The following is a 17,851-nucleotide window of genomic DNA, read 5'->3' on the forward strand; positions in this document are numbered from 1 at the left end:
CCCTAACTACTTTTTATCCGACTAAAGCCCTTGGATTGGCCCTACTCTATTAAAAATAGTAAAATATACCGCTATATTCTTATCATTTTCATACTAGAAACCCGCCATAAAGGTTATACTAAATAAAAATTTGCCACTGGAGGTGGACGGATTGCAGCACCTGATTGATGGGCTAATTAGAAGTATTGCGGATGACCTTGAAGGGTCTGTATCCGGCATTAGAAGTTGATTGTAACAGGGAACTCTATAAAGATTTCTTAACTTTATGGACCGACACAATACGACAAAACACCCCAAAAGACCTATGTCATTACACCTCCTAAAAGACTACAATAGGGAGGTACTTTTCATAAATCATGGAAAAAGGCAAAATTAGTGAAAGCTAGTGACGCAAAACTACAGGGACTTCAGTATGCCTTTTGCGGCAGACCAGTTAGCCAGTTACCCGCACCAACCTCCGTTGATTTATGAGTGAAAAGGAGGTCCTGCTATGAAGACGGTAAGAAACTTACAGTACTTCTGGCATACTATGCGAGCCCACTACTACACTGTTATTGCAGAGGATTGTCTGGACAAGGACATGAAGAAGCAACTGGTGAAAAAAGCGGAGTCACATAAGCTGGAAGCAATTCAGTGCAGAACGAAAATTCAGGATTTAACTTGTTAAATTTTAATTGACAACTTAGATTGACAGATGGAAAGAGGCCTCGGTAGTATGGGGCCTCTTTGTTGTTTTTGGTGACCTTTATTGCTTGGTATCTGGGAAGTTTGGACACTGGTGAGGGAGTGGGCGTGCGGCTTGGTGGGCGTGTCTATTCTTCGGGAGTGGTGTCGAACGGCATGTATCTTTTGTGTTTGGAAAATATTTATGGCGCTTTTGAAAATATTCCAGGAGTTTCGGCTCGTATTTTTGCTGAATGGAAAATATTTTTCCCAGTACGGAAAGTAAATTCCCTTAAGGGGGTGTGAAACCGGAATCAGAAGGCCAAATGGTGACGAAATGGCTAGAATATGCACATAATGGCTCCTAGAAGGCCAGAAAAAAACAGAGGAGCATCGCCCTCTGTTCGTTTTCCATTAAATATGATGTTCTGTCACTTTAGGCTTACGGGCAAATGCCATAATTCCTGCAATCAAGTACAGAATTGCTGGTATGAATCCGAAACCGATTGTTCCTATTCCGATTACAAGTGCAGCCAAAATCAGCATAATACCGGCAAGCACAGGCTTTTTGTTGCCTTTAATCGCAATAATCCCGATTACACCAAGAATCAACGAAAGTATCCCAACAGTCAGCAAGGTAGGGCCAGCTAATGCCAACATGTCCATGAATGATGACATGTCCATTCCTTCCATTGCCGGATCTGCGCCCATTTCCTGTTCCATCATCGTTGTGAATTCAGGGTCTGACATCCCAAAATTCAAGAATACACCAATAATTGCAGTCAATCCGCTGAGAAAAACTGCGATAACCGTCATTACTATCTCTGCTGTACGTTTCATTTCTTCTTCCTCCTCTAATTATGTAGCTGTTTTCGCATACGGTTTTTTACCTATATGAGTTATACGAATAATGACCAGTTTTAGTTTCAAAAGCTTGAAAAATACTAGCCGATTGGGACAACTTTTGCGAAAGAGCTTAATTTATCAATAAGTATTAATTTTATCATGATTAATAGAAGGATAAAATAGTAAAATATTATATTATTTTCCCAATATGTAAATATGGTAAATAAATCCTTTCTTATACTCATATTTCTCAAGATTACGCCATCTTACTTTTTTCTACAAAGTTTCGATAAAAATATTCGGCAATCGCTTGATTTCTCGCGGATAATGTAGGAATTTTTGTTGTTTATATCATGTTTGAAAAAGGTATTTTTCAACTATAGAAGTTTATCGGAAAATTTTATATTAAAGGGGAGAATTCAAATGAAAATTAAAGTCAAAAGCTGGAGAATGCTAACGGTTCAAGATAAACTGTTCATTTTAAAAGCTGTCAGCAAGCAGTCCCAATCAAAAGTCAGTGCATAACATGAACAGTCTTGATACAGGTCTCTTCTATCTTCTATCCTCTGTTCAATGGCTACGTTATTTCAACCTTAAAGTTTAGTGCCACATATACTTACTGTTTATATGACCTGTTTCCAAAATAATGCCTTTTGTCGTGAAATAATAACGGCAACCGGCATTTTTTTGTAGAATCTACCTTTCCATCTAACAGAAAATAGAGGGTGGACACAAAGAAAAGGACAGTTTTCACTGCCCTAACTAAAATCATGCCCACCTAACAATGACGCTTCCCTCCAATGTTAATACTGATTCCGAAAATATTGATGTTGAAATTATTTTCGCACTTTTTACAATGGTGCTTATCTTTATGTTTCGGTTTGCAATGCGGTTTGGAGTCATCCTTGGAGCTAAGGTAGTAGTAGCATTTCATGCGTGTTGCACCTCCTTTGAAAGATAGATGGATGGTGGAGTTGTCAGGTGATTTATTCTGGAGAACCGTCCCTCTACCTTTTCTATTATTCTATGTATTTTGTTTCAGCTTGTATGGGTAGATACCTTCTCGGAGGAGTGGAATTTCCTAGTGGTGGTAGATTGAAGGATAAGTAAAAGCAGAGGAGATCCCCCTCTGCTTCAAACGGAAACCAAAATCTATTACCTGAACTTCGCCGCTTCAAAACGCGTGCTAAAGTCCGGCACGTTCTCCGCAATTGTTCCAGGAGCTGTACTTGTCAAGAACACTTCTACAAGGTCGCCTGCTTCCAACTGAAGGATCGTGGCAACGTTAATCGCATTTACGTATAAAAATTGGTCGTCAATTTCGGCCCAGAAATCATTATCTGCTGCAACACTCACTCCGTTCACACGTATCTCAACACGGACACGGTAAGGGATAGTGCCATCATTTGCAGTGAAAGTAACCGTTCCTGCTACATAATAAACACCGGACTCTCGAGGGACAAATGTGGAGTTGTTGGCATTGTAAATGTCGCCAATGTCGAACTGCTCTTCCTGGAATAAGACCTTATAGAACGTATTCACATCTTCAATCAGCTGAGGCTCGTTATTTACTGCACGGAAAGCGGCTGTTTCGCCGTTACCATTGCCGTTGTCATCGTTGCATTTCACCTTGATATTGATATCTGTTTTACATTTTTGGACATGATTTACTTGTTGGTTGTGGTTGTGGTTGGGGCTGTATTTGTAATAGCATGACATATTTTTCACCTCCTTTTGGGGACGGTTCTTCCGCTTCCTTTTAATCATTTGGGTGGGTGGCAGAAGCAAGAGAACCGTCCCGCTTCTACCTATTATCTCTATTATTCTATGACTTACGAGGGGAATTGATTGGGTGGATGCTAGAGGGAGGAGAGTACATTTTTAAGCGCGAGTGTAAAGTAGCGAATAGCTAGAAGAACGTTCAGCTTACTAGAATTTTGAAGCTTCAAAACGTGTACTGTAGACTTGCTGCTCTGTGCTATTTTGCTCTATTACACCTGGCGTGGTGCTAGTCAGGAAAATTTCAACAAGGTCGCCTGCTTCCAACTGCAGGATGGTGGCAACGTTAATGGCATTCACCAAAAAGCCTTCTCCCCAATAATCATTGTCCGCAGCTACACTTACTCCGTTCACACGGATTTCGACACGGACACGGTACGGATCTTCCGTGTTATCCGGGAAGAAAGTAACGGTTCCCGCTACATAATAGACACCGTCTTCACGAGGAACAAATGTAGAAGTATTCGCGTTGTAGATGCCTCCGATATCAAACTGCTCTTCTTGGAACAGGACTTTATAGAATTCATCGGGTACATCAACTCGCTGAAGAGCATTATTTACTGCTCTGAAAGCGGCAAGCTCCTGCTCTCCATTTCCATCCCCACATTTAACAATGATGTTAATATCCTTGCCATCCTTCTTTGAATCGTGATGCATAGGCTCATAATCCTCACTCTTATACTGATAGTATTTCATTCTACCAATTCACCTCCTCTCATTACCCTATTATTCTATGAAAATTTTGAGAGAATGTGCGGGTGGGGACGGTTCTTGTGCTTTTTTTTCAAGCTTGACGGCGGAAAAAATCATGAGAACACTCCCACTCATATTTCACCTCCTATCACCATATAAGTAGTTATGTACTTTCATTTGATTGGAGGCTCTTATGTGGTTGATATTACTGGGGATTATGTTTCTTTACTTTCTCATTCAGGGTAATTTATGGGGGATAGTGGTTGTCATCCTACTGACCGCTGTAGCACTTCCGGGTATTGGTGGACCGAAAGCTTTTGAAACCAGACAGACATCTTTACACAACAAATATGAACCAAAGAACGAGGAGCAATATAAACAAGGGGACATTTACGGCTACTATTCGGACCCTCTTGCCATATATAAACAAAAGAAGGAACGTGAAGAGCTGGAACGGAAGGGAAGGGAGAGGATATAGAGGGACGGTTCTTCCGCTCTCCCCTCTCATCGGGCAATACTTATTATTCTAATATACCCATCAATAAAAGTTGATTAATAGAGATTTTCAAAAAAACCCTACCTATCAACCTCTTTTTTGAGTTTAATCAAACGTTTGTTTAAAAAAAATTATATTAATAAAGGAAGCGAAAGAACCGTCCCTATCACTCCCTATCACTCCAACCTTAAATCCCGACTACAACCGTAATTTCCCCTTCCCCCATCTTATAGTTCTTGATCTTCCCCACCGGAATCTTACGGACAATCTCCCAGCTATTAAAATCAATTCTAATATAACCACTCTTGTAGATAAGATGCGGCGGCTTGTCGAAAATTCGCTTATTAAGAATACCAACATTCAACGGTTTGAGTTTAGCAATCTTGAACACCAACACTCTTCCTTCCATCTGAACCGGCTGGAGGGTGATAGAGAATGAGAGGTCCTTCTTGGTCATCTTAAGGTCAGCTTCCGCTTTGCCGGAGACAACGATCTCCCCTTCCGTGATTTCCACCGCAACAGCCTGCAGTTTATCATTTCGCCGAAGCACCACCGCCAACATGTTGGCGGTGATTGGGACAGGGATACCCTTATCGTCTTTGATATGGTTGACGCTATTTTTTATTTTATCGAAAAAACTCATGGTCGATCGCCTGCTTCCCTGGAATTTGACACAATGGGTAGGGTAGATACCCCAATCAGTACCGAATTTCTCCTAAAGCAAACGGAACTACCACTATCACAGCTGAGGTCGCAAAGACTAAAACATGCCATTCTCATTCGGCGAATCTTCCGGGATAGCCTGGCCGACATCCCACATTTCCACCACCTTTTCCCCCTCAAAACGGAAGATATGTATGACTGCAGCTCCGCGGTCCTCAGGGTTCTGTTTGATATGAGAGTGGACAGCGACGGTATTTCCGTCTGCGATGGCGTGCTTCACTTCGAGCGTCTTGGTTGGTGTTTCGACTGCATTCTCTTCCATGGCAACCATTAGTGATTCAGCATCCCCTTTAAAATAGGGATTATGATGGCGGAGATCAGGGTCGATGTGGCGCTCGTACGCTTTTCGTATTTTTCCGTCAACCACCATTTGTAGAAATGAAATTGCATTTTCTTTGTTTGAACTTTGGTTCATTTGAGTAGTCATCCTTTCTTAGAGCATTATTGAAATTGGAAAATATAAAGGTAGAGTATGTATATTCTTACTGTTCGATTTCAAGTAGGAGAATCCCTTCTGTTTAGGTTAGAAAAGAAATTGTTGGGATATCTTGCAGGAGGACCGGTAGGAAAAAGAGGTCTGGTAGAGTTGTGGGGGGATTATTACGATTTGTGGAGGGATTACAGCTGTGAATGGGGGGATTATCGGCTCTACCGGTGGAATTATTTAAATGTGTGGGGGGATTAAAGTTGGTGTGGAGGGAACGACCCCCTTAAGTGGATGGATTGCCCGCATTTATGGGGGGAATGGTACCAGTTGATGGTGAGTTTACGCTTTTGCGTGGGGGGATGAGGGGGATAGTTTTTTAAAACACTCGTTTCTCCCCTTAAACAAGGCTATCTTTCCCCTGAATTCCATACTTCACCCTCTATAACCATCCAACTTATAAGCAAAAATCTCCTCATCAAACTCCTGATCTACTAAACCAGTATTTACAAAACCATGCCGCTCATTAAACGCTTTAGCGCCCGGATTATCTTTGGTCACACTTAACACTATTTCGTCGATTTCAAAATTACTTGCAGTGAATTCTTTAACTTTCACTAGGAAAGCGGCTCCCAGGCCCATCCTCTGATACCTGCAATCAATCATAAATCTGTCGAGCCAAATATAGCGTTCCCCCTTATTTTCAGCGCCGATCATGACAAAACCTACAGCTGTCGTACCTTGAAACAGCCCGTAACATTGCCAATTGTGTCTTGTATCGTATAATGACTCTAGTAGTGAAATCTCATTTTTCTCGATGAATTTCCGTTGGCTTTCAGTAACCTGCAGGGCAATGATTTCACGCCAGTTTGAAGCATCTACTTGGTGTATCTTTAAAGAGTCCATAGTTTTACCACCTCCAGTAGACATAGTATTATTACATCCATTTAAAAATTATCCTAAAATACCCATCAAAATAAGTTGATATAAACAGACAAGCTTTAAAACCCTCATCCATTCATATTGATATTCCTGTTTAATCAAACGTTTGTTCAAAAATTAGTATTTCACTAAAAAAACTGAGACTCCCTGTTAGTCCACCCATTCAAATAGAGTCTTTCATTTCTTTTATTAAGACCTATCCAAACTCATTCTCATCTTAAGAAATTTTCCCCTCCATTAACCCACTCGTAACACCCGATACCTATTATTCCAATTGTAGGTATCCTGACAAAATGATAAACTAATACATATATTCTATATTATTCCAAAACTATCTTTTTTAAAAGAGAGGAGCACCTATGTACTGTATATCATGCGGAGAGAAGCAACCGACAAATGCGATCTTTTGTTCCAAATGCGGAGCTGCACATGATGAGCCAAGCTACACCTCATTAGAAAACAACATGGATGCACCGCAAAAAGAGGTAGCTGCGAGCATTTACCCAATTGGTCAATCCGAGCCACATGGAATGGGTCCAAAGGAAGAAGCTTTAAGGGAATTTGTCGGCCCTAATGATGACTACTATTGTGAAAAATGGGGATTGGAGGTTGGCAGCGAGGTTAGGAAGCAAAGCTGGAATTGGGCTGCGTTCTTTTTGAGTATTTCCTGGATGGGATACCGTAAAATGTATTTTCATATTTTCGTTATTTTTTTGATATTTCTCCTATTGGACGGGATTATGTATTCTGCAGGTACCCCTAGTAAATTTGATTATCTTATAGGAATTGGGACCGGTGCTTTCCTTGGTGTACTGGGGAACTATCTGTATTACATCCATTCTTCCAAAAAAATCGAAAAGCATCAACAAAATGGAAACTATAATCTCGACTCCATTAGGACGTCCGGGGGGAAAAGTATATTAGGAATTTTTGTAGCAGTTAGTATGGTCATTATTTATTCAATTATCACCACTTTCATCTTTGTGATTTAGGGGACGGTTCTTTCGCTTCTTCGCCAATTCCGGCAAAGAAGCGCAGGAACCGTCCCTACATCAACTTCAAAAAACTCTCCCCAAATTCCGGTTCTTCCACATCTAGGTATTCTGCAATGGTCGCTGCAATATCGGCCATGGTACTCCTTGTACCAAGATCGACAGGAGAAACTCCCTCGCCCACCACTAATATTGGGGTTTGTTCGCGGGTGTGGTTGGAGTGGCCGATGGTTGGGTCGTTGCCATGGTCTGCGGTGATGATTAGCAACTCATCTTTCCCTAGCGTCGGGATGAACCGAGAAAGAAAACCATCCACCTCTTCCAGAACTTCTTTGTACCAGTTGCTGTCCTCTTTGTGGCCTGCAAGGTCCGTCTCCTGGACATTCACGAGGAAGAGGGCTTTTTTTTCCGTCGAGGTGTATTTTTCCTGAAAATTTCGTAACACTGCAACCGTTTCTACCACACCATCAGCATACCCATCCGCCTGAATAACATCCGCGGTTTTCCCTATCCGGAAAACAGGCAGCCCCTTCTTTTCAGCAAGAAAGGCAAGCTGTTTGGTACTGTCTACTCCATAGCCGAGGTGCAGCACACGGTAGCCGGGGCCGTACACCTTTGCTTTAGGTGAGTCCACACCCCATTGCCCCGGATTTTTTTCATGGACGGTCGAAAGGATGATTTCCGTGGAGGTGGTGGTGTTGCCGAAGACAATGACCCTGCTGGTGTCCACATTGCTTCGTACCACCTTCCCAATCTCACAGGCATCCTCAAAACTAATCCGGTTCAGGTCGCATACCACGTTGATGATATTGCCGAACTGAGATTCTAGGTTGTCTCCAATCACCACGGAATCTTCCACTAAAAGGACAGGCACTCCCTTTATTGGGTAGCCCACTTTATACCCCGAAGCTTCCAAAGCTCCTTTCAATGCAGAGGCAATGTCCTTCATTAATTTTTCTTGTGGTCTGCCTGGCTTGCTGCCCATCAGCTCCTGGTGACCCATGTAGGTATCCGCTCCAAAATGGGCGAGATTGCTTTTTCCATATGCGGCAGTAGGAGTAGGTACACTATGACCATCGGCTATTTTCCCCAAACCAAGCCGATAAAGGGTGGGAATCTCCAACCCTACCGTTCCACGGATGCTTCTATACGTATTCGCCTCTGTATCCTCCGGTTTGACAGTCTTGCAATCTTCCATCGCGCCAATTCCGAAACCATCCAAGACTAATAGCGTGACTTTCTTCATCGGTTATAGCCCCCTTTTCTGAAAATGCACAATTTCAGGACATGAAGTGCTAATCCCTCGTACAAAGGCCACGTGCGCACGGGTGACAAAGATCTGGGTACGAAAAGCATAAATCACCGTATCACCGACATTCATGTTCTCTTTTTTCTCAAGAGCCCCGTAGTAATCAATGTTTTCTGGTGAGACTAGTGCTGTCTTGGTGCGTTGGGTGAGAAGCGCTGTTTCGTCACTGCCATATAAAGCAGCTTCCATATTGCCTCTCGCATAAAAGCCGCCGGCTATAGTATATGCGTACTCTTGATCCATATGGGAGATCTCCGAGACGTACACCATGGATGGCACTTCTGCTAGGTCTTCTCTATACGCATGCAATGGGGTGGTCCCTGTTATCGCATGACCAGGCTCACCATGTGTCATACCGCTTTCTTTTAAAAGAGGCATGGTATAGCAGCTCGTAGCACTTGGGGCATTCACCTGCAGTACGTCCAGATTCTGTTGTGCAAAAATCCTCTTGGCTCTATTTAGCGTTTGGATATTGGAGGTGAAGACCATGCCGTCCTTCTCCTCATTTAGCTGGAAGACCGGAAAGCTCGTTACCCCGATGACCCGAATTCCCGAAAGAGTGACCAGCCGCTGGAGTTCTTCATCCAGCTCTTCCAGAAGGAACCCGCCAAACTGACCGGGGAAAACCTGGTCGGTCGGTTTGATGACTCGCAAAATGACATCCTGCCTTGTCCCAAGCTCCACTGCCGCTTTTGATAATTGTTGCGCCCTTTCAAACGAAAATAACGTGACCACTTCCGGCTGGATCTCTGTGAGCACATATTTCCACTGGCTTTTAGAAGGTTGGACAAGATGACCAAGGTTCCCGATCTTGCAGCCCCCACTCTTAAGCAGGGAAGCCTCATCGATATCCACCCCTACAGCCTTCTCTATCCCATTCAGCTCGATAATCTGACCAATAAACGGACTTCTTCCTATCTGTTTGGTCATATAATAGAGGGTTATGCCGTGTTCGGAAGCAGACCTGGAGAGTGCCTGGACATTTTCCTCGATGCGGTCGAGGTCCAGGACATACGTGTTAGCAGGAATATCGCCATTGCGGTGAAGCAAGGTCGCCGTCCTCACCAGTTCCTCATTCCTTTTAAGTGTCATATCAAGAAACATGCCGGATCACCTCTCTGCCATTTTCTCAAGCACTTGGTTCAGGATACGGATGACCGTGCTTGCCGAGGATTTCATCGGGTTGATGCGCAGACCATACTCTTTGAGCTCCGGCTGGCTTTCCAAAAAGCTTCCTGAAACACGATAAATCATCGGAATCAGCTCAAAGCGTGATTCCGCACCGACTGGATAGGTGGCAGCACCGAATTCAGAAGCTGCCTTGATCACTTCCTGAGCAATCGGCTGCTCGAGTTCCACGATGACATTTTTGGATTGTGAATTGGTGATGTACACCTCTTTTACATGAGGGACTTCGCCCGACGCGATTCTTTCTCTCAACTCCTCCACTTGCTCGTTTTGAGTAGCGAGCATAACCGGTGCAAAGACAAGGCTCCGTAACAGTTCGTGTGCTTCAAAGCCTTGTACCTGGCCGCCACCGGAATAATTGCGGTGATGGCTTTCGTCGATTACTTCTTTTTTACCCAAAAGAATTCCTATCCCCTGGGGTCCGAGCAGCTTGAAGCCTGAAAAGGTGGAATAATCCGCTCCGTATTGAACGCCGATCTTTGGCATTTTCATAGCACAGTAGTTATCGTCCACAACAATCGGAAGGTCGGGGCGCACTTCTTTTACAAGTTGGATGACCTCTTCCAAACGATATGTGTCTGTCGGCTGCTGCCTTGCATGCTGGACGTAGAAGACTCTGGAATCGTTATCAGAACGCAAATGCGCGCGCACCTTCTCCAAATCATTGAAGTCCACCTGACTCGTTTGAATTCCCATCATCCTTAATGTTTCCTTGGTTGTCATATACACCGGTGCAGTATGGACGATGCATGCATCACCAGGTTCAAGCAACTGGCTCATAATAACCCGAATCGCTCCAGTTCCGCTCCCTCTTACCAATGCACAAGCCTCTGCATCAAATGTTTCGGCAAGGACCCGCTCCACCCTTGCCGTCACATATGGACGGTTAAAGGCAGGGTGCAGTCCAACATCTCCCGTCTGGAAAAATTCATTGTTCTTGAATTCCTTTGTAATTTCATCAATGAGACGGAACTGAAGTTGCTGCGCCTCCTTCATGTTCAAATTCGGTAAAATGGACTGTTCGTATCTCATAAGCTCGCCTCTTTTCGAATGCTGAATGCTTTCTGTGGGTTTTGGACTAATAGCTTGTGAATGACGGTTTCTTCCACTCCTAGCTCTCTCAGTTTTGGAAGGAAGCTGCGAAGCACGACGTCATAGCCCTGGCCGCCGTTCACCCGCATATGAGAATTGCGCGTCAGATCACTCGACACCAACAACTGGTTTTCAAAGCCTTTTTCTAAAAAGTTCAACAGTGATGAGAGGCGGTCTGCATCTGTTCGGTAATTTTCCTTGCCAATCGTATCTAACGCCACATAGGCACCGGAAGCAAGGACATCAAGCACCACCTCGTCTTGTTCGTTCAAGTCCTGGTGTCCGATGATCACCTGATCTAATGGAAGACCTTCTTTTACAAATAATTCAACCTGCTCCAAGGCCATCGTTCCGAGTGTGGTGTGGGTGGATAATGAAAGTTTTGTCTCTTTGGCTGCCTCAATCGCGCCATGGAACAACTCCAACTCGATCGGCTCGAACTTGTTGAGACTGCTACCAATCTCCCCAATAATACCGGGCAGTACATCCGTCCCATCCATTCCATTGGTGATCTCATCAATCATCCAATCGCGGAAATCATCCCGGGTGTAACTTAGTCGATCCTCCGGGATAAACGGGTTTTTGTAACAGCCGGTACTTGCGACAATCTGTAGGTCTAGTTCACGACCAATCTGTAGAAGGGCTGGAATATTCCTGCCCATTCCATAATTGGTCACTTCGATAATTGCTTTGCCGCCATAGGCTTTAAAGCTCTTCAAGTCTTCCGTTACAAGCCTGACATCCTGCAGGGCCGTATCTGGATCGCCTTTGATCCTGCTTAGGTCAATGCTTAAATGTTCATGGCACGCACATACTCCTAACTTTTCCGGAGCAATCGGGCCAAAGATCGTTTGAATATACATGTGGATCGTCTCCTTCTAGTCAAGGTTTATTGCGGTGGTGTGAATAGACCGAGTAACACTAAAATATTTCCGATGATACCAACTGCAATCGCTCCAAGCGGCCCTACCGCCATACGGACGATCGGGCGTCCAGCCGCTTCATTGAGCAAGTAGATCCCGGCAATAGCGAAGAATCCGAAACCAGGTACAATCGCATTGGCCGCGTTTGCTCCACCGATTAATAGTGCCACCTCTAGAACTCGTGTCATGGCAGTACGGATGTTTTCACCAGAGGCACGTACGCCAGGATAACGGTCAAGGAATTTAGCCAAGTAGGTTAATAACCAAACCTCAACAAAAATGATCAAAGCACCGGCAATAGCTGCAACCAACGGATTAGGTGACAGTATTCCCGCACCAAAGACGAACGTGAAGCCGGCAGGACCATATACCCCCGTTGCAATCGCAGTACTCGCAATCAACGGCACAAATCCTATTGCTTTTGCAAAAGAAGCGATGGCACCTTCGGAAATTTTTCCTTCTGATAAAAGATTAAGAGATATCGGGTCTCCTGCAACAATCAGATAGTTGGCAGCTGCAGAAATGAGTCCCCCACTGACCATTAGAATCCAGACATGCTTTTTGATACGGTTCACACGGTCCACAAACAGACTAGCTAGTGTTGACAAGCTTGTATCATCCGACTTTTCTCGGATGGCAAATGTCATTAAGAAAATCATCCCTACCACAAGGGCAATCCCTTCAGGACTCAGGACAACCGGCGTTCCACCGATGGAAATCAGCTGTTCTGTGTTCGTGAAAACTATAATTTGACGCGCAATGGCCGCGACTAAAAAGGCGATGATCCCTTTTTTTACGCCGAACTGCAACGCAATAGCAATAGCCGGGAAAACCATGAAGGATACCACAACTGGTGCACCGACAAGGTTGAATCCTTCAACGAAATTCAATGGCAGTTTTTCAAAGCCTGCCACCACGAACTGTAGACCGAAATAAACACCGGCACCGTAAAGTCCACCAATTAGTCCCGCAACGGCAGTCGACACTTTCCCCTTGTTCAAGGAAAGACCGATGATATCCGTTCCTAGCAAAATACTGTGAATCAACAGGATCCCACCTGCAATCGAGATCGGTATCCCAAATCCGATTACTAGACCAAAACTCATCGCAAATGCAGTAACGGACAATTCCTTCCGGGACATGCGTCCTTCCAAATTCTCCGGTACGACCGGTCTCAAACCGTCGTTAAAAACAGCAATCCCCATATTCGCCATAACGGCTCCTACTACCCCTAGTAAAATTAATATACCTGCTTCCAATACCATGAAAAACTCCCCCGTTTCTCCCTACTTTTTTAAAAGCTCAGCCAATAGCAGCTCCACCGCTTTTTCCTTATGATCCCCTGTAAAACCGAATGCGGTAGCCCCTTGCTCCACAGCTTCCTCCACCTTCGCCTGAACAGGCGGTCTACCCGGCATGGAGATGGTCGCACACTTATTTTTTCCTAGAAGCGCAATTGCCATCGCGAGCGCTCCCCCTCCACCGGTATGGCAGGCTCCCACATAATAGTCCGCTTGTCCATTTTTCAACATCATGGCCGCTTCTAGATCAGGTTTGACTTGCGTTTCGACCTTTCCATTGCCATGCTCTTTTACTAGCTTCTCGATCTCGCTTTTTTCCACTTGCCCGCCAATTACAATTTTCATAGGTAATCCCTCCAGGTTAAGATTAGTAGATTAATTGTTTAAAACGCTTACAAAATGCATTTGTAAAAAAGCTTTCTCCTCTTGCGGCAAAGGCTCTCCCAGTTGTTGTTCAATCCATTCCACCCTTTTGTTGGCTTCCTGGATATGAGGGGATTGTTGCACCTCCTGCATGATTATTTCAGGCGGAGCGGAAAGTTCCTCGCCTCTGTCCATTCTCGTTACTGCCATAGCCAGGTGGGTGATGAGCATTTGGTATTTCTCTTCTTTGGTGGAATCTACATAAGCTGTCATTGTCTTCAATGAAATATCCTTCGCTCGTTCGGTAATGGTTTCTGTTGACATCAGGATGTCTACTCTTTCTTTGAGCATGCTCATTGTGATTACGACCTTTCTGATATATTTTGATTATGTTCAATATACAGGAAATTGTATTTTGGCAGTAAATAGATTGGGACACTGGTGTTTTAACGGATTGCCCCAGGATTTTGGGGACTTCCATTAAACGTGCATCCCTTTGGAGACTCCACTTACTATCTAGATAATAATCTAGGAATCTATGAATTTTTTGAAAAGTAGCCCAGTATATACCCTAGTATCTAGGAATCACTTCATTCCTTTCAACTTGTTTCTGAATGTGCGTGACCTCTTCTATAGAAATAAGCTCTAATAGATATTGCAGCTTCCTATTGCCTTTTTTCATCAGGCACACCGCTTCAGTCATTTCCTCTTCCATCTGTATTGCAGCTAGAGCAGTCAGCGGCCGGATGTTTATCTGATCATGGTTTCGCTCATCCACATTCCATACTGTTGCATCAATTTCCCCTGCATGAAGATTGGATAAGAGATGCATATAGTTTAGAGAAATCAACTCCACATCCTTGCCTTCCGTTTCTGCAAGAATCAACGTCTTCTGATCGGTTGAAGATGGGTCGACCCCTATCTTCATTCCGTCCTGAATCGATGAGGACTCTTTTTTTGCAAACATAAGAGCATGGTTTGATACATATGATTGGGGACCAAAGACCAACCCCATTTCCAACTCGTTATCCTCAGCCATATGCTGATGCTGTCGGGCTGAAAACTTTGATACGAGTGCGAGGTCATATCGTCCATCGCGCAGTGCCTCTATACGCAGACTAGAACCGCGCATGAATGCAATGTTAAAGAAAATGTTCAGCTTTTCAAATGCAATCGTAAGTCCAGTTGCCATCCCCTCGTACTTTCTCGAGTAAGGCAATGGCATAACCGCTGTTACCTGGTTCATCCCTGCACATTTCAGTAACTCTTTGGTATCTTTATACCGGAGAAATGTTCCAAGATGGCCTCTTGATTCCAAGGAAATGGCCTCCAACTTAACCAGCCTCTGAAGGGTCGTTTGGATAGTCCCACGACCGACCTCTAGCTCCATGGATAAGTCTTCCACTCTGGGGATTCTTTCATTCACTTCCACAAATAGCAGCTTCTCACTAAGCTTCTGCAGAATAATTCCACTCTTTGTGTACAGATTTACATTCTTTTTCAATATCTTCACCATCACAATATACAGTTTGTTGTATATTGTGATGGTAACATGTTGGAGAGGTGGGTTGCAAGCGTTTTCTTGAGGGGACGGTTCTTTTGCTTCCTCGCCAATTCAGGTAAAGAAGCGTAAGAACCGTCCCTAAACAACCGCCCTTCTCACCCGCCAGCCTCTCATCAATGTCATCGTGTAGAGGATTAGCGCGCTCCATATAAACGCAAATGCTACGAGATGTACGCTGGTGAACGGCTCGTGAAATAGGTACACCCCTAAAATGAGCTTGATGGTAGGCGCGAAGTATTGCAGAAGGCCGACCATGGAGAGCGGAATCCTCTTTGCGCCACTTGCAAAAAGGAGAAGTGGTATAGCTGTCACTACACCAGAGAGCAACAGGAGCAGAGTGATAGATAAACTGCCTCCGAACGCTCCTCCGCTTCCACTTCCGCTCTCTGGACCGCTATGGACAAATGTCAAAAACAGCAAAGCAAACGGCGTAATTAATAGTGTCTCAATCGCCAGCCCCATCAGCGCCCCGACCTGGACCATCTTCTTAATCAGTCCGTAAAAAGCAAAGCTGAGGGCAAGCATAATAGCAACCCATGGGAACGAACCGAAGTTGACCGTGAGCACGAGCACGCCGACTCCTGCTAGTATAATTGATAATATCTGCATTCCGGAGAGTTTTTCCTTCAGCACGATGACGGCCAGAAGAATGCTTACGAGCGGATTGATGTAGTAACCGAGGCTCGCTTCAATAACCCGGTCGGCATTCACCGCCCAAATATAAAGGCCCCAGTTAATGCTGATGAAAATGGAGGCCAGGCTAATTCCGATGAGCCGCTTCCGGTTGGCCATGAGGCTTTTCAGTTCCGAAGTGAAGGCTGGAATCTTCCGCAAAATCAGCAGGATCGCCAACATGAACACCAGCGACCAGACAATCCGGTGGGCCAGTATCTCACCCGCCGGTACTTCGTCCACCAGCTTCCAGAACAGAGGGAGAAACCCCCATAATATATACGATAATCCCGCAAAGGCAATCCCTATACCGAGCTCCTTGCTTCCTGCTGTTTGATTCAAATTCATGGTAGTTCCCTCTTTTTCTGATTGTTTGTAATCAGTCTAGGGCGGTTTGAGGGAAAATGCAACGGAAATGTTTCGAGTTGCGAATTTTTTTAGTGAGGTTCGAAATTTCCGCAGCTTTTACTTGGAGAAAACCATTGATAGATTATCATTTAAATTAAAAAAAGCCAGTGTGTTATCACTGGCTTTTACACGCTTAATACTGATAACCAATTCCCGGATCATCTTTATTATCTCTTCCATCTCCGTACTGGGATACTTTATTTTCCTTAATAGTGATGCTAGGAGCCCCTCCCTCAAGAGTTCCCATTGCAACACTGAAACTGGCTAATAATGAAAATATCATAAGAGTTTTTAATAGTTTTTTCATAAATAACCTCCAAATTATGTCTTTTACTTAGTATTATTATAATATAAATTACGCTATTGGATTTTTTCGAATAACACCCTTTTACCTTATATAAGGGGATAAAAACTGTATATAACTCTTTCTCTCTAGTGTAATTATAAAAGTTGTTATATTAAGGTATTTTTTACATTTATTTTAGGGAATATGTTCTTGTATAGTATGTACATTTAAATACCTATTTGCAGGACAATATTAGAGACTAAGTGATGAGGGTGAATGCTTGTGACGCTGGACAGTAAAATTCTAGGTGAAGAAATTAAACGAATGCGAAAGGCTAAAGGTATGACCCAGGCTGACTTGGCAAACGGAATTTGCACACAGGCAACAGTAAGTGGAATTGAATCCGGAAGAACCTTTCCAAGTATTGATATATTGTATTATCTTTCCTTGCGTTTACAAGTTTCTATGGACTATTTCTTCGAAAAAATCACATTCCGGCAGGAGCAATATGTTAATGATACTTACTCGTATATAGAAGGCCTGATTAGTGAAAATAATTTTGAAGAACTATTAGAATTAACTGAGTTTGAGTTGAAACGCAACAGTGGATATAAAGATGAGTCCCTTGAACTGTATCTGAAATGGCAGCACACTATCTCCAGCTATGAGTTAAAACGAATAGATTGGGAAAGTTGCGTCCATAAACTTCTAAATCTTTTAAACAGCAATCACTATTCCATCAAACAACAGTTTATGAATATCCGTATCAAAAATAGTTTAGGAAATGTTTTGGCCAAAAATGAAGAGTATAGTCAAGCTATAGAAATATTCAAAGAAATCTTGAATGAGGAAGTAAACATGGATGGATATCATCGAATGAAACTAAAGGTCTTGTTTAATATTTCTAAGGTTTATTATGAAATTGAAAACTACAGGGAATCACATCGATATGCAATGGAAGGGATAAAATATTCTCTATTAAATGCTGATATGTCCAACCTTGGACCATTATATGTTCAGGCTGGGCAAAGTCTATATAGAATGGGTGGAGCACCCGAGAAGAGTATGGAGTTTTATGATAATGCCTTATTCTTATTCAGGTTGTTCAATCAGGAGGATTATATAAAGGTAGTAGAAAAATTAGTGGATATGTTAAAAAATAGAATATGATACTTGGTTGCTAAAGG

At 43.5% G+C, this 17,851-nt stretch carries 21 protein-coding genes and 1 riboswitch; of the genes, 5 read left to right on the forward strand and 16 right to left on the reverse strand.

Features of this window, described 5'->3' with window-relative positions; all coding sequences use genetic code 11:
• Nucleotides 1-355: 355 nt before the first annotated feature.
• Nucleotides 356-449: riboswitch (cyclic di-GMP riboswitch) on the forward strand.
• Nucleotides 450-490: 41 nt separating this feature from the next.
• Nucleotides 491-667 carry a hypothetical protein gene (locus AB685_RS31230; protein ID WP_157860706.1) on the forward strand — a complete coding sequence of 59 codons (177 nt, stop codon included), beginning with the start codon at nucleotides 491-493 and terminating at the stop codon, nucleotides 665-667.
• Nucleotides 668-729: 62 nt separating this feature from the next.
• Nucleotides 730-969 (forward strand): hypothetical protein, encoded by a 240-nt coding sequence (locus tag AB685_RS08350; RefSeq protein ID WP_047970127.1) that lies wholly within the window; start codon nucleotides 730-732, stop codon nucleotides 967-969.
• 108 nt (nucleotides 970-1,077) lie between these two features.
• Here the strand turns inward: AB685_RS08350 and AB685_RS08355 are convergent, their stop codons facing one another.
• The 3 genes from AB685_RS08355 to AB685_RS08365 all read right to left on the reverse strand — a co-directional run bounded on the left by AB685_RS08355 (nucleotide 1,078) and on the right by AB685_RS08365 (nucleotide 3,984).
• A complete protein-coding gene (locus AB685_RS08355; RefSeq protein WP_047970128.1) occupies nucleotides 1,078-1,503 on the reverse strand; it encodes a DUF4064 domain-containing protein in 426 nt (141 codons plus the stop codon).
• A gap of 1,161 nt (nucleotides 1,504-2,664) precedes the next feature.
• Nucleotides 2,665-3,228, reverse strand: a complete 564-nt coding sequence (locus AB685_RS08360; RefSeq protein ID WP_047970129.1) for a hypothetical protein — start codon at nucleotides 3,226-3,228, stop codon at nucleotides 2,665-2,667.
• Between the two features lie 210 nt (nucleotides 3,229-3,438).
• Nucleotides 3,439-3,984: a hypothetical protein gene (locus AB685_RS08365; protein ID WP_047970130.1), complete on the reverse strand. Its 546-nt coding sequence runs from the start codon at nucleotides 3,982-3,984 to the stop codon at nucleotides 3,439-3,441.
• A gap of 190 nt (nucleotides 3,985-4,174) precedes the next feature.
• Here AB685_RS08365 and AB685_RS08370 point away from each other — a divergent pair, with 190 nt between their 5' ends.
• Complete coding sequence (locus tag AB685_RS08370; RefSeq protein WP_047970131.1) at nucleotides 4,175-4,459, forward strand: hypothetical protein; 285 nt, start codon at nucleotides 4,175-4,177, stop codon at nucleotides 4,457-4,459.
• 205 nt (nucleotides 4,460-4,664) lie between these two features.
• Here AB685_RS08370 and AB685_RS08375 read toward each other — a convergent pair whose 3' ends face one another.
• The 3 genes from AB685_RS08375 to AB685_RS08385 all read right to left on the reverse strand — a co-directional run bounded on the left by AB685_RS08375 (nucleotide 4,665) and on the right by AB685_RS08385 (nucleotide 6,530).
• Nucleotides 4,665-5,120, reverse strand: coding sequence for a hypothetical protein (locus AB685_RS08375; RefSeq protein ID WP_047970132.1), 456 nt, complete (start codon nucleotides 5,118-5,120; stop codon nucleotides 4,665-4,667).
• 117 nt (nucleotides 5,121-5,237) lie between these two features.
• Nucleotides 5,238-5,615: a nuclear transport factor 2 family protein gene (locus AB685_RS08380; RefSeq protein ID WP_198530472.1), complete on the reverse strand. Its 378-nt coding sequence runs from the start codon at nucleotides 5,613-5,615 to the stop codon at nucleotides 5,238-5,240.
• 444 nt (nucleotides 5,616-6,059) lie between these two features.
• Nucleotides 6,060-6,530, reverse strand: coding sequence for a GNAT family N-acetyltransferase (locus tag AB685_RS08385; RefSeq protein WP_047970134.1), 471 nt, complete (start codon nucleotides 6,528-6,530; stop codon nucleotides 6,060-6,062).
• 395 nt (nucleotides 6,531-6,925) lie between these two features.
• Here AB685_RS08385 and AB685_RS29700 point away from each other — a divergent pair, with 395 nt between their 5' ends.
• Complete coding sequence (locus tag AB685_RS29700) at nucleotides 6,926-7,558, forward strand: DUF2628 domain-containing protein (protein WP_053073761.1); 633 nt, start codon at nucleotides 6,926-6,928, stop codon at nucleotides 7,556-7,558.
• Nucleotides 7,559-7,613: 55 nt separating this feature from the next.
• Here the strand turns inward: AB685_RS29700 and AB685_RS08395 are convergent, their stop codons facing one another.
• The 10 genes from AB685_RS08395 to AB685_RS31235 all read right to left on the reverse strand — a co-directional run bounded on the left by AB685_RS08395 (nucleotide 7,614) and on the right by AB685_RS31235 (nucleotide 16,685).
• Complete coding sequence (locus tag AB685_RS08395) at nucleotides 7,614-8,804, reverse strand: phosphopentomutase (RefSeq protein ID WP_047970135.1); 1,191 nt, start codon at nucleotides 8,802-8,804, stop codon at nucleotides 7,614-7,616.
• A 3-nt stretch (nucleotides 8,805-8,807) separates the two neighbouring features.
• Nucleotides 8,808-9,971 (reverse strand): YhfX family PLP-dependent enzyme, encoded by a 1,164-nt coding sequence (locus tag AB685_RS08400; RefSeq protein ID WP_047970136.1) that lies wholly within the window; start codon nucleotides 9,969-9,971, stop codon nucleotides 8,808-8,810.
• 6 nt (nucleotides 9,972-9,977) lie between these two features.
• Nucleotides 9,978-11,087, reverse strand: coding sequence for an aminotransferase class V-fold PLP-dependent enzyme (locus AB685_RS08405; RefSeq protein ID WP_047970137.1), 1,110 nt, complete (start codon nucleotides 11,085-11,087; stop codon nucleotides 9,978-9,980).
• Entirely contained in the window at nucleotides 11,084-12,010 is a 927-nt protein-coding gene (locus tag AB685_RS08410) for a phosphotriesterase (RefSeq protein WP_047970138.1), read from the reverse strand. Before AB685_RS08410 ends, AB685_RS08405 begins: the two co-directional genes overlap by 4 nt.
• A 26-nt stretch (nucleotides 12,011-12,036) precedes the next feature.
• Nucleotides 12,037-13,335, reverse strand: a complete 1,299-nt coding sequence (locus tag AB685_RS08415; RefSeq protein WP_198530473.1) for a YhfT family protein — start codon at nucleotides 13,333-13,335, stop codon at nucleotides 12,037-12,039.
• A gap of 21 nt (nucleotides 13,336-13,356) precedes the next feature.
• Complete coding sequence (locus AB685_RS08420; RefSeq protein ID WP_047970139.1) at nucleotides 13,357-13,716, reverse strand: DUF2620 domain-containing protein; 360 nt, start codon at nucleotides 13,714-13,716, stop codon at nucleotides 13,357-13,359.
• Nucleotides 13,717-13,746: 30 nt separating this feature from the next.
• Nucleotides 13,747-14,091, reverse strand: coding sequence for a PRD domain-containing protein (locus tag AB685_RS08425; protein ID WP_047970140.1), 345 nt, complete (start codon nucleotides 14,089-14,091; stop codon nucleotides 13,747-13,749).
• Between the two features lie 214 nt (nucleotides 14,092-14,305).
• Entirely contained in the window at nucleotides 14,306-15,250 is a 945-nt protein-coding gene (gene yhfZ, locus AB685_RS08430) for a GntR family transcriptional regulator YhfZ (RefSeq protein WP_047970141.1), read from the reverse strand.
• A gap of 126 nt (nucleotides 15,251-15,376) precedes the next feature.
• A complete protein-coding gene (gene rarD / locus AB685_RS08435; protein ID WP_047970142.1) occupies nucleotides 15,377-16,318 on the reverse strand; it encodes an EamA family transporter RarD in 942 nt (313 codons plus the stop codon).
• Nucleotides 16,319-16,511: 193 nt separating this feature from the next.
• Nucleotides 16,512-16,685 (reverse strand): hypothetical protein, encoded by a 174-nt coding sequence (locus AB685_RS31235; protein WP_157860707.1) that lies wholly within the window; start codon nucleotides 16,683-16,685, stop codon nucleotides 16,512-16,514.
• 255 nt (nucleotides 16,686-16,940) lie between these two features.
• Here AB685_RS31235 and AB685_RS08440 point away from each other — a divergent pair, with 255 nt between their 5' ends.
• Nucleotides 16,941-17,834 (forward strand): helix-turn-helix domain-containing protein, encoded by an 894-nt coding sequence (locus AB685_RS08440; RefSeq protein ID WP_047970143.1) that lies wholly within the window; start codon nucleotides 16,941-16,943, stop codon nucleotides 17,832-17,834.
• Nucleotides 17,835-17,851 lie beyond the last annotated feature (17 nt).

The organism is Bacillus sp. LL01 (assembly GCF_001037965.1).